We start from the raw sequence: 11,892 nt of genomic DNA, 5'->3' as shown, positions 1-11,892 counted from the left end.
AGTAAGGAGCTTTAAATGATCTCTATCCTGCGCCGTGGTCTGTTGATATTGCTGGCCACCTTGCCGATGCTGGCCAATGCTGCGGCAACGCCCTCAGCTCACGATCTGGTGGAACGTACCACCAAGGAACTGTTGAGCGACCTGGCTACCAATCGTGAACAGTACAAGTCCAATCCGAGTGCGTTCTATGATGCGCTGAACCGTATTGTCGGTCCGGTCGTCGATGCCGATGGTATTTCCAAAAGCATCATGACCGTCAAGTACTCCCGCAAAGCGACGCCTGAGCAGGTGAAGCGCTTTGAAGAAAACTTCAAGCGCAGCCTCATGCAGTTCTACGGTAACGCGCTGCTTGAGTTCAACAATCAGGGCATCACCGTAGCACCCGCCAAGGACGAAGGTGATGACCGTACCAGCGTGGATATGCAGGTCAAAGGCAACAACGGCGCGCTTTATCCGGTTTCCTACACGCTGGTCAAACTGAACGGCGAGTGGAAGGTGCGTAACGTTGTCATCAACGGTATCAATATCGGTAAGCTGTTCCGTGATCAGTTCGCCGACGCCATGCAGCGTAATGGCAACGACCTGGACACCACCATCAACAACTGGGCTGGCGAAGTTGCCAAGACCAAATCCACCGTAGACGCTGCGCAGAAGCCTGCACAATGACTGAGTCCGCCGTCCGTCTCGTCGGGCCTGGCGAGCTCAGGCTGATCGGTGTGCTGGATTACCGCACCGGGCCGCAGTTGCGCAAGCAGGGTGCGGCACTGATCAAGTCGGGTGATCTGGCCGATCTGACACTCGATTGCTCGGGTGTCGAGAAATCCAGCAGCGTGGGCCTTGCCCTGCTGCTGGCTTTCATGCGTGATGCGCAGGAGGCAGGCAAGTCGATCACCGTCCGCTCGCTGCCTGAAGACATGCGTCAGATAGCCCGTGTATCAGGTCTGACCGAGCTACTGGACACCCACTGACAGGCGTCATCGAAGAAGCCCTTTATCCGGGACCTGCTTGTCGGGCTTCGCATAACATGGGCTTTTTTGTATGATGGCCGACCCGCGCGCGTACAGCGCCGATCGAGGTTAAGCATGCAGGCCGTAGAAGTTAAAAGCTTCCTTGAAGGAAAGCTGCCGGAAATCAAGGTGGAAGTCGAAGGCGAAGGCTGCAACTTCCAGCTGAATATCATCAGCGACGAGTTGGCTGGCCTGAGTCCGGTCAAGCGTCAGCAACAGATTTATACCCATCTGAACCCCTGGATTGCCGATGGCAGCATCCACGCGGTGACCATGAAATTTTTCAGCCGCGCTGCATGGGCCGAGCGTTCCTGAGCCAAATTGGTGTCGAGACTCTAATGGATAAATTGATTATTACCGGCGGCGTTCGTCTTGATGGCGAAATTCGCATTTCCGGGGCAAAGAACTCTGCCTTGCCGATCCTTGCCGCCACGTTGCTGGCTGACGGGCCGGTTACTGTTCAGAACCTGCCGCACCTGCACGACATCACCACCATGATCGAGCTGTTCGGTCGCATGGGCATCGAGCCTGTGATCGATGAAAAGCTCAGCGTCGAGATCGACCCGCGCACCATCAAGACTTTGGTCGCTCCGTACGAACTGGTGAAAACCATGCGTGCGTCGATTCTGGTACTGGGTCCGATGGTCGCTCGCTTCGGCGAGGCCGAAGTGGCGCTGCCAGGTGGCTGTGCCATTGGTTCGCGTCCGGTTGATCTGCATATCCGTGGTCTTGAGGCTATGGGCGCGATCATCGATGTCGAGGGTGGCTACATCAAGGCCAAGGCACCTGAGGGTGGTTTGCGTGGTGCCCACTTCTTCTTTGATACCGTGAGCGTGACCGGTACTGAAAACATCATGATGGCCGCCAGCCTCGCCAATGGCCGCAGCGTTCTGCAGAACGCTGCTCGCGAGCCCGAGGTTGTCGATCTGGCCAACTTCCTGATCGCGATGGGTGCAAAAATTCATGGCGCAGGCACCGATACCATCACTATCGATGGCGTCAAACGTCTGGGCCCGGCCACCTACAAGGTCATGCCTGACCGTATCGAGACCGGCACCTACCTGGTAGCCGCTGCCGTTACCGGTGGTCGCGTCAAGGTCAAGGACACTGATCCGACCATCCTTGAAGCGGTGCTGCTCAAGCTTCAGGAAGCCGGTGCCGAAGTCACGACCGGTGAAGACTGGATCGAGCTGAACATGCACGGCAAGCGTCCGAAGGCTGTCAACGTACGTACCGCGCCTTATCCGGCGTTCCCGACCGACATGCAGGCGCAGTTCATTTCGCTCAATGCGATTGCCGAAGGTACGGGGGCGGTCATCGAGACCATCTTTGAAAACCGCTTCATGCACGTGTATGAAATGCACCGCATGGGCGCTCAGATCCAGGTTGAAGGCAACACTGCCATTGTCACCGGCACCGAAGTGCTCAAGGGCGCGCCAGTCATGGCGACTGACCTGCGGGCATCGGCAAGTCTGGTGATCTCTGCGCTGGTTGCCCAGGGCGATACGCTGATCGACCGCATCTACCACATTGACCGTGGTTACGAGTGCATCGAAGAGAAGCTGCAAATGCTGGGCGCCAAGATCCGCCGTGTCCCGGGCTAGTGGCGTGCGGCCCTGATGCTGCTGGCATCGGGGCCGCCTGTTCTGTCGCGGGTGTGATTTCTGATTCGTTTCACTTCAGGCCGAACAGGCCTGGGGGTTGTCACGCGCCGCTTGCGTCGTGACAAAAGTTTCCTGATAAGGACTTACGTTTCCCATGTTGACCATCGCACTGTCCAAGGGCCGCATCCTTGACGACACCCTGCCGCTTCTCGCTGAAGCGGGCATCGTGCCGACCGAGAATCCGGACAAGAGCCGCAAGCTCATCATCCCCACGACCCAGGCCGACGTACGCCTGCTGATCGTGCGTGCCACCGACGTGCCGACCTATGTCGAGCATGGTGCCGCCGATCTGGGCGTCGCGGGCAAGGATGTGTTGATGGAATATACCGGCCAGGGTCTTTACGAGCCTCTGGATCTGCAGATTGCCAAGTGCAAGCTGATGACCGCCGGTGCCATCGGTGCGGTCGAGCCCAAGGGCCGTCTGCGTGTGGCGACCAAGTTCGTCAACGTTGCCAAGCGTTACTACGCCGAGCAGGGTCGTCAGGTCGACATCATCAAGCTGTACGGCTCCATGGAGCTGGCACCGCTGATTGGTCTGGCAGACAAGATCATCGACGTGGTCGACACCGGTAACACCTTGCGAGCCAATGGCCTTGAGCCTCAGGAACTGATCGCTACCATCAGCTCGCGTCTGGTCGTCAACAAGGCTTCCATGAAGATGCAGCACGCACGCATTCAGGCCCTCATCGACACCCTGCGCAAGGCAGTGGAGTCGCGACACCGTAGCTGATTCATTCACGCAACGTTGAGTTGCGTCCAGCTATCCGTGTCATAGGCAAATTTCTCAGGTGCCTGCGCGGATAGCTTGGTAGCTTTAGGCTCCTGAGCATCCGCCAATTATTGAGGCCCCCGCTATGACCACGCCCACTGCAATTCGCCGACTCGACGCTGCTGACCCGGATTTCGCACGACATCTGGATCACCTGCTGAGCTGGGAAAGCGTGTCTGAGGACTCGGTCAACCAGCGCGTGCTCGACATCATCAAGGCGGTACGTGAGCGCGGCGACGCGGCGTTGGTCGAGTTTACCCAGAAGTTTGACGGGCTGCAGGTCGCGTCGATGGCCGATCTGATCCTGCCTCGCGAGCGTCTGGAGCTGGCGTTGACCCGCATCACGCCGGTCCAGTGCGAGGCACTGGAAAAAGCCGCCGAGCGTGTGCGCAGCTACCACGAGAAACAGAAACAGGATTCCTGGAGCTATACCGAGGCCGATGGCACGGTGTTGGGCCAGAAGGTCACACCGCTGGACCGTGCAGGCCTGTATGTGCCCGGTGGCAAGGCCTCGTATCCGTCTTCGGTATTGATGAATGCCATTCCGGCCAAAGTGGCGGGCGTGACCGAGGTGGTCATGGTCGTGCCGACACCGCGAGGTGAAATCAACGAGCTGGTGCTGGCGGCTGCGTGCATTGCGGGTGTCGACCGAGTGTTCACCATCGGCGGTGCGCAAGCTGTGGCAGCGCTGGCGTATGGCACCGAAAGCGTGCCAAAGGTCGATAAGGTTGTCGGCCCCGGAAACATTTATGTGGCCACCGCGAAGCGCCACGTATTCGGTCAGGTCGGGATCGACATGATCGCCGGTCCTTCCGAAATTCTGGTGGTGTGTGACGGTCAGACCGATCCTGACTGGATCGCCATGGACCTGTTCTCCCAGGCCGAGCACGACGAAGATGCCCAAGCCATTCTGGTCAGTCCGGATGCCGAATTCCTCGACAAGGTTGCCGCCAGCATCACCCGTCTGCTGCCAACCATGGAGCGCGCGGCCATCGTCGAAACGTCGATCAACGGCCGCGGCGCATTGATAAAAGTGGCAGACATGGCGCAAGCCATCGAAGTTGCCAATCGTATCGCGCCCGAGCACCTTGAATTGTCGGTCGCCGATCCGGAAGCCTGGCTGCCGCAGATCCGCCATGCGGGTGCGATCTTCATGGGGCGCCACACCTCCGAGGCACTGGGCGACTATTGCGCAGGTCCCAACCACGTACTGCCGACCTCCGGCACGGCGCGTTTTTCCTCGCCGCTGGGCGTGTACGATTTTCAGAAGCGCTCGTCTATCATCTACTGCTCGCCGCAGGGTGCGTCCGAGCTGGGCAAGACAGCGTCGGTGCTGGCTCGTGGCGAATCCCTGAGCGGCCATGCCCGCAGTGCTGAATATCGAATTACTGATCCCGACTGGAAAGCAGGCAATACAGAGGACGGCAAATAATGAGCAAATTCTGGAGTCCTTTCGTCAGCGGTCTGGTGCCTTATGTGCCGGGCGAGCAGCCGAAGCTGACCAGGCTGGTCAAGCTCAATACCAATGAAAACCCGTATGGCCCGTCGCCCAAGGCTGTCGAGGCCATGCGTGCCGCGCTGACCGACGACTTGCGTCTGTACCCGGACCCCAACAGCGACCTGCTCAAGCACGCTGTTGCCGGTTATTACAAGGTGCAGCCCAATCAGGTGTTCCTGGGCAACGGTTCAGACGAAGTGCTGGCGCACATCTTCCACGCCTTGTTTCAGCACGATGCGCCGCTGCTGTTTCCGGACATCAGCTACAGCTTCTATCCGGTCTACTGCGGTCTGTATGGGATCGATTACGAAATGATCGCGCTGGATGATCAGTTCCGGATTCGTGCCGAAGACTACGCCAGGCCCAATGCCGGGATCATCTTCCCTAACCCGAATGCGCCGACCGGGTGCCTGCTCGGTCTGGACAAGGTCGAGCAGATTATCAAGGCCAGCCCGGATTCAGTGGTCGTCGTTGACGAAGCGTACATCGACTTCGGTGGCGAGACCGCGATCACGCTGGTTGATCGCTACCCGAACCTGCTGGTCACGCAGACCTTGTCAAAGTCGCGCTCGCTGGCCGGTCTGCGTGTCGGCCTGGCGGTGGGGCAGCCTGATCTGATCGAAGCGCTGGAGCGGGTCAAGAACAGCTTCAACTCCTATCCGCTGGACCGTATGGCCAATGTGGGTGGTGCGGCAGCTTTCGAGGACCGCGAGCACTTTGAGTCGACGCGCAACAAGGTCATCGAAAGTCGCGAGGCGCTGGTCGAGCAGTTGCAGGGCAAAGGCTTCGAAGTGCTGCCCTCGGCTGCGAACTTCATCTTCGCCCGCCACCCGCAGCACGATGCTGCAGCCCTGGCTGCGAAACTGCGCGAGCAGGGCGTCATCGTCCGCCACTTCAAACAGCAGCGCATCGCCCAGTTCCTGCGCATCAGCATCGGCACGCCAGAGCAACATCAGGCGTTGCTGGAAGGGTTGAGCGATATCTGAGCTGGTTGCGCGGATCACCTGTCGTAACCACGCTTCGCGCTTGGCGTTATATAAAAATCCAACTGACTATCGTGCCAATGCTCTGCGTTGGCACGCCGCTCTGGATGCCCTGCGTCCTCTTTGCGACGCCGAGCGTCGCGAACTTCACTCCCACGCTGGAGTGAGGAACGATGATCTCCACTCTCGTGCCGATGCGTCGGCGCAGACCCTGTGACGCTCCGCATCGCATGCTAACCTGCAGCGGTCCGGGCAATCCGGGCCAGGCCCGCAAAGGAGTGAAGTCATGCAGTCGAACAATATTCAGCTTGAACCTGCTCCCTTCCTGAAGGCGGGTGAAACAGTCGTGCTTTACGATGGCGTCTGCAAGCTATGCGGCGGTTGGGCAAAATTCATTATTCGTCATGACCGCGAGCGGCGGATAAGACTGGCGACCGTTCAGTCGCCGGAAGGGCAGGCGCTGCTGGAATGGGCTGGCCTTCCACTGGATCGTTTTGACACGATGGCGGCAGTCACCGGTAATCGGCTTTATGTTCGCTCCGAAGCATTTATCGCCGTCATATCGGACTTTCCCGCACCCTGGCGCTGGCTGGGAGTGCTGCGCCTCTTCCCTGCGTTTATGCGCGACTGGTGCTATGACAGGATCGCCCTGAATAGATACCGGCTGTTTGGTCGTCATGACGTCTGCCTGCTGCCATCACCCGATCACGAGCGGCGCTTTCTGAAAGCGGGCTCGTGAGCGAACTCTAGCGCACCACCCTCATTACTCAGGCGCTGCGGCAGGTGTCGGTGCAGGTGGCGGGCGCAGGCCGACCTCGGCGCTCAAGCGCATTTCCTTGCCGTTGCGCATCACGCCTATAGCAATCTTGTCCTTGGGTTTGGTACGCGCCACCTGATTCATCGAGCGACGACCGTCGCCAGCGGGTTCGCCATTGATGCTCAGGATCACGTCACCCAGTTGCAGGCCGGCTTTCTGCGCAGGTCCATCGCGGAAGATACCCGCGACGACAATGCCGGGACGATCCTTTAGTCCGAACGATTCGGCCAGTTCCTGGGTCAGCGGTTGAACTTCGATGCCCAGCCAGCCACGAATGACCTGACCGTGTTCGATGATCGACTTCATGACGTCCATCGCCAGCTTGGTCGGAATGGCAAAACCGATGCCCTGCGAGCCGCCGGACTTGGAAAAGATCGCGGTATTGATACCGATCAGGTTGCCGCTGGCGTCCACCAGTGCACCGCCCGAGTTGCCGGGGTTGATGGCCGCGTCGGTCTGGATGAAGTCTTCGTAGGTATTGAGGCCCAATTGATTGCGCCCGGTGGCACTGATAATGCCCATGGTCACAGTCTGACCTACCCCGAACGGATTACCGATGGCCAGCGCAACGTCGCCGATGCGAATGCCGTCAGAGCGCGCGATGGTGATTGCCGGGAGGTTTTTCAGGTCGATCTTGAGCACTGCCAGATCGGTTTCCGGGTCGTTGCCTATAACTCTGGCAATGGTTTCACGGCCGTCCTTCAGTGCCACCACGATCTGGTCCGCGCCGGTGGTGACGTGGTTATTGGTCAGTATGTAGCCTTCGGGGCTCATCATGACGCCAGAACCAAGGCTTGACTCCATGCGCTTCTGCTTAGGTGTGTTGTCGCCGAAGAAGCGCCGGAACTGCGGGTCTTCGAAAAGCGGGTTGTTGCCCTTGTTGACCATCTTGGTGGTGTAGAGGTTGACCACCGCGGGCGCTGCGGCAATGACCGCATCGGCATAGGACGACGGACCTTGCATGACGTTGGTGGTCTGCGGAGCCTGTTGCAGATTGACATCCAGGCTCGGCAGGCCGACCCACTGCGGATAGCGCTGAATAATCAGCATGGCGATAAGCACGCCAGCCAGCAATGGCCAGCCGAAAAAACGCAGTGCCTTGAACATTTAACAAGTCCTGATGGTTGCGGGCGCAGAAAGTTTTGCCACGGGTGCGCCATAATGGCGGGCATTATACGAGTACAACGCAGCTCTGAACTGCATATTTAGGAGTCTTTTATGGCTGTTGCCCTGAGCACCCTGGTCGAAGAAGCCGACCGCTATCTGAACAGTGCCCGGATTCAGGATTATTGCCCTAATGGCCTGCAGGTCGAGGGTCGGCCTCAAGTGATGCGCATCGTCAGCGGCGTGACGGCGAGCCAGGCATTGCTGGACGCTGCCGTAGAGGCCCAGGCTGATCTGATTCTGGTTCATCACGGTTATTTCTGGAAAGGCGAAAACCCCTGTGTGGTCGGTATGAAGCAGCGCCGCCTGAAAACCCTGCTCAAGCACGACATCAGCCTGCTTGCCTATCACCTGCCGCTGGATGTGCACCCCGAAGTGGGTAATAACGTGCAACTGGCGCGTCAGCTGGATATCACTGTCGAAGGGCCGCTGGACCCTGAAAATTCGCGAGTGGTCGGCTTGATAGGTTCGTTGTCCGAACCCATGACCCCGCGGGATTTTGCCCGTCGCGTACAGGATGCGCTGGGCCGTGAGCCGTTGCTCATCGAAGGCTCCCAGATGATTCGCCGTGTAGGCTGGTGCACCGGTGGCGGTCAGAACTACATTGATCAGGCAGTGCTGGAAGGCGTTGATCTTTTCCTGAGTGGCGAAGCGTCAGAGCAGACATTCCACAGCGCGCGGGAGAACGACATCAGCTTCATCGCGGCCGGTCATCACGCCACCGAGCGGTATGGGGTTCAGGCCCTGGGTGATTACCTGGCCCGACGCTTTGCGCTCGAGCATATCTTCATCGACTGCCCGAACCCGATCTGATCGATCAAACGGCAGGGCATATGCATAGATCGTTTCGATCTAGCTGCATCGCTGATTAGCGATATCACGCATGTTAAAGTGCGCGGCTCGAATACGGCCCGCAGGCCGCCCCGGGGTTTCCCGGTCCATAACGAACGCAATCCGTGAGTAGCCATGGTTGACAAACTGACGCATCTGAAACAGCTGGAGGCGGAAAGCATCCACATCATCCGCGAGGTCGCTGCCGAGTTCGATAACCCGGTGATGCTGTACTCGATCGGCAAGGATTCGGCCGTGATGCTGCACCTGGCGCGCAAGGCATTCTTCCCCGGTAAATTGCCATTCCCTGTCATGCACGTCGATACTCGCTGGAAATTCCAGGAGATGTATCGTTTTCGCGACAAGATGGTCGAGGAAATGGGCCTGGACCTGATCACTCATATCAATCCTGATGGCGTGGCGCAGGGCATCAACCCCTTCACCCACGGCAGCGCCAAACATACCGACATCATGAAGACCGAGGGCCTGAAGCAGGCGCTCGACAAGCATGGTTTCGATGCCGCTTTCGGCGGTGCCCGACGCGACGAAGAGAAGTCCCGGGCCAAGGAGCGCGTCTATTCGTTCCGCGACAGCAAGCACCGCTGGGACCCGAAAAACCAGCGCCCCGAGCTGTGGAATGTCTACAACGGCAACGTCAACAAAGGCGAGTCTATCCGTGTATTCCCGCTCTCCAACTGGACCGAGCTGGACATCTGGCAGTACATATACCTTGAAGGCATCCCGATCGTGCCGCTGTACTTCGCCGCCGAGCGCGACGTTATCGAGAAGAACGGCACGCTGATCATGATCGACGACGAGCGCATCCTCGAGCATCTCACCGATGAAGAGAAGTCGCGCATCGTCAAGAAAAAGGTCCGTTTCCGCACCCTGGGTTGCTACCCGCTGACCGGTGCCGTCGAGTCCGAAGCGACCAGCCTGACCGACATCATTCAGGAAATGCTGCTGACGCGAACTTCCGAACGCCAGGGCCGGGTCATTGACCACGACGGTGCAGGCTCGATGGAAGAAAAGAAACGTCAGGGTTATTTCTAAGGGGTGTCACATGTCGCATCAATCTGATTTGATCAGCGAGGACATCCTCGCCTATCTGGGCCAGCACGAACGCAAGGAAATGCTGCGCTTTCTTACCTGTGGCAACGTCGATGACGGCAAGAGCACGCTGATCGGGCGTCTGCTGCATGACTCGAAGATGATCTACGAAGATCACCTGGAAGCCATTACCCGTGACTCGAAGAAGTCCGGCACCACTGGCGATGACGTCGATCTGGCGTTGCTGGTGGATGGTCTGCAGGCCGAGCGGGAGCAGGGCATCACTATCGATGTCGCCTATCGCTATTTCTCCACGGCCAAGCGCAAGTTCATCATTGCCGATACGCCGGGTCATGAGCAGTACACTCGCAACATGGCGACTGGCGCTTCGACCTGTGACCTGGCGATCATTCTGGTGGACGCGCGCTATGGCGTGCAGACCCAGACCCGTCGTCACAGCTACATCGCTTCGCTGCTGGGCATCAAGCACATCGTCGTGGCCATCAACAAGATGGACCTCAACGGCTTCGATGAGGGCGTGTTCGAATCGATCAAGGCCGATTACCTGAAGTTCGCCGAGGGCATCGCGTTCAAGCCGACCACCATGGCGTTTGTTCCAATGTCGGCGCTCAAGGGCGACAACGTGGTGAACAAGAGCGAGCGTTCGCCCTGGTACACCGGTCAGTCGCTGATGGAAATTCTTGAAACTGTCGAAATCGCCAGCGACCGCAACTATGCGGACCTGCGTTTCCCGGTGCAGTACGTTAACCGTCCGAACCTGAACTTCCGTGGTTTCGCCGGCACGCTGGCCAGCGGTATCGTGCACAAGGGCGACGAGATCGTCGTGTTGCCGTCGGGCAAGAGCAGCCGCGTGAAGTCCATCGTCACTTTTGAAGGCGAGCTGGAGCAGGCCGGTCCGGGTCAGGCCGTGACGCTGACCATGGAAGACGAGATCGACATTTCCCGCGGTGATCTGCTGGTGCATGCCGACAACGTCCCGCAGGTCAGCGATGCGTTCGACGCCATGCTGGTGTGGATGGCCGAAGAGCCCATGCTGCCGGGCAAGAAATACGACATCAAGCGCGCTACCAGCTATGTGCCGGGCTCTATTGCCAGCATTACTCATCGGGTCGATGTGAACACGCTGCAGGAATGCCCTGCCAGCTCGTTGCAGTTGAACGAGATCGGCCGCGTCAAAGTCAGCCTTGATGCGCCTATCGCGCTTGACGGCTATGACAGAAACCCCACCACTGGCTCGTTCATCGTCATCGATCGTCTGACCAATGGCACTGTTGCTGCGGGCATGATCATTGCCAAGCCGGTTTCAGGCGGTGGTTCGCAGCATCATGGCGAGCTGGCCCACGTCTCTACTGAAGAGCGTGCGCAGCGTTTCGGCCAGCAACCGGCCACCGTATTGTTCAGCGGCCTGTCCGGCGCAGGCAAAAGTACGTTGGCGTACGCAGTTGAGCGCAAGTTGTTCGACATGGGCCGTGCGGTCTATGTGCTGGACGGTCAGAACCTGCGTCATGACCTGAACAAGGGCCTGCCACAGGACCGCGCCGGGCGTACCGAGAACTGGAGCCGTGCCGCCCACGTGGCGCGCCAGTTCAACGAAGCGGGTCTTCTGACCCTGGCTGCTTTCGTTGCACCGGATGCCGAGGGCCGTGAGCGCGTCAAGGCGCTGATCGGCAAGGATCGTCTGCTGACCGTCTATGTTCAGGCGTCGCCAGCGGTCTGCCGCGAGCGTGACCCGCAAGGTTTGTATGCCGCTGATGGCGACAACATTCCTGGCGAGTCCTTCCCGTATGACGTGCCGCTGAATGCCGATCTGGTGATCGACACGCAGGCACTCAACCTGGAAGAAAGCGTTAAACAGGTGCTGGATCTGCTGCGCAGTCGCGGCGCGATCTGATACGTATGCAGGCGTGAAAGACCAATGGTTTTCAGCGCCTGCACTGGCCTCATCGCTCGCGAAGGGGTAGTGTCTAGTCCTGAAATAGGTTTACACCTGTTTCACGCTCAAAACGCCCGATGCACCGCATCGGGCGTTTTGTATTTCAGGGATAAGTGTGGCCGCTCCCTATTGTAGATCTGCACCGATTCATCCAC

The 11,892-nt window shown here is 58.8% G+C and carries 13 protein-coding genes; 11 read left to right on the top strand and 2 right to left on the bottom strand.

Annotated features, from left to right (window positions below; translation table 11 throughout):
* Nucleotides 1–15 precede the first annotated feature (15 nt).
* From RGM3321_RS20215 to RGM3321_RS20180, 8 genes are all read left to right on the top strand, one after another.
* Nucleotides 16–666 (top strand): ABC transporter substrate-binding protein, encoded by a 651-nt coding sequence (locus tag RGM3321_RS20215; RefSeq protein ID WP_058400705.1) that lies wholly within the window; start codon nt 16–18, stop codon nt 664–666.
* Nucleotides 663–968, top strand: a complete 306-nt coding sequence (locus tag RGM3321_RS20210; protein WP_005744995.1) for an STAS domain-containing protein — start codon at nt 663–665, stop codon at nt 966–968. Before RGM3321_RS20215 ends, RGM3321_RS20210 begins: the two co-directional genes overlap by 4 nt.
* A gap of 114 nt (nt 969–1,082) precedes the next feature.
* Entirely contained in the window at nt 1,083–1,322 is a 240-nt protein-coding gene (locus RGM3321_RS20205) for a BolA family protein (protein WP_002555079.1), read from the top strand.
* 23 nt (nt 1,323–1,345) lie between these two features.
* The gene (gene murA / locus RGM3321_RS20200; RefSeq protein ID WP_057403084.1) at nt 1,346–2,611 is read left to right on the top strand and encodes a UDP-N-acetylglucosamine 1-carboxyvinyltransferase; all 1,266 of its coding nucleotides are present in this window, start codon (nt 1,346–1,348) and stop codon (nt 2,609–2,611) included.
* A 154-nt stretch (nt 2,612–2,765) separates the two neighbouring features.
* Nucleotides 2,766–3,401 (top strand): ATP phosphoribosyltransferase, encoded by a 636-nt coding sequence (gene hisG, locus RGM3321_RS20195; protein ID WP_002555077.1) that lies wholly within the window; start codon nt 2,766–2,768, stop codon nt 3,399–3,401.
* A gap of 124 nt (nt 3,402–3,525) precedes the next feature.
* Entirely contained in the window at nt 3,526–4,872 is a 1,347-nt protein-coding gene (gene hisD, locus RGM3321_RS20190) for a histidinol dehydrogenase (RefSeq protein WP_244394579.1), read from the top strand.
* Complete coding sequence (hisC, locus tag RGM3321_RS20185; protein WP_244394578.1) at nt 4,872–5,924, top strand: histidinol-phosphate transaminase; 1,053 nt, start codon at nt 4,872–4,874, stop codon at nt 5,922–5,924. The genes hisD and hisC overlap by 1 nt, the downstream gene beginning before the upstream one ends.
* A 283-nt stretch (nt 5,925–6,207) precedes the next feature.
* The gene (locus RGM3321_RS20180) at nt 6,208–6,660 is read left to right on the top strand and encodes a thiol-disulfide oxidoreductase DCC family protein (protein WP_244394577.1); all 453 of its coding nucleotides are present in this window, start codon (nt 6,208–6,210) and stop codon (nt 6,658–6,660) included.
* 24 nt (nt 6,661–6,684) lie between these two features.
* Here RGM3321_RS20180 and algW read toward each other — a convergent pair whose 3' ends face one another.
* Complete coding sequence (gene algW, locus RGM3321_RS20175) at nt 6,685–7,845, bottom strand: Do family serine endopeptidase AlgW (protein ID WP_244394576.1); 1,161 nt, start codon at nt 7,843–7,845, stop codon at nt 6,685–6,687.
* Nucleotides 7,846–7,956: 111 nt separating this feature from the next.
* Here algW and RGM3321_RS20170 point away from each other — a divergent pair, with 111 nt between their 5' ends.
* From RGM3321_RS20170 to cysN, 3 genes are all read left to right on the top strand, one after another.
* Entirely contained in the window at nt 7,957–8,715 is a 759-nt protein-coding gene (locus RGM3321_RS20170) for a Nif3-like dinuclear metal center hexameric protein (RefSeq protein WP_002555072.1), read from the top strand.
* 153 nt (nt 8,716–8,868) lie between these two features.
* A complete protein-coding gene (gene cysD / locus RGM3321_RS20165) occupies nt 8,869–9,786 on the top strand; it encodes a sulfate adenylyltransferase subunit CysD (RefSeq protein WP_002555071.1) in 918 nt (305 codons plus the stop codon).
* 10 nt (nt 9,787–9,796) lie between these two features.
* On the top strand, nt 9,797–11,695 hold the full coding sequence (gene cysN / locus RGM3321_RS20160) for a sulfate adenylyltransferase subunit CysN (protein ID WP_244394575.1): 1,899 nt from the start codon (nt 9,797–9,799) through the stop codon (nt 11,693–11,695).
* Between the two features lie 107 nt (nt 11,696–11,802).
* Here the strand turns inward: cysN and RGM3321_RS20155 are convergent.
* A partial coding sequence (locus tag RGM3321_RS20155) for an integrase core domain-containing protein (protein ID WP_146226174.1) occupies nt 11,803–11,892 on the bottom strand: 90 nt, incomplete at its 5' end.

Origin of the sequence: Pseudomonas sp. RGM 3321 (genome assembly GCF_022836805.1) — a bacterium.
Taxonomy (GTDB): Bacteria; Pseudomonadota; Gammaproteobacteria; order Pseudomonadales; family Pseudomonadaceae; genus Aquipseudomonas.
The sequence above is the reverse complement of the archived record's forward strand: the minus strand, read 5'-3'. Positions and strand labels throughout refer to the sequence as shown.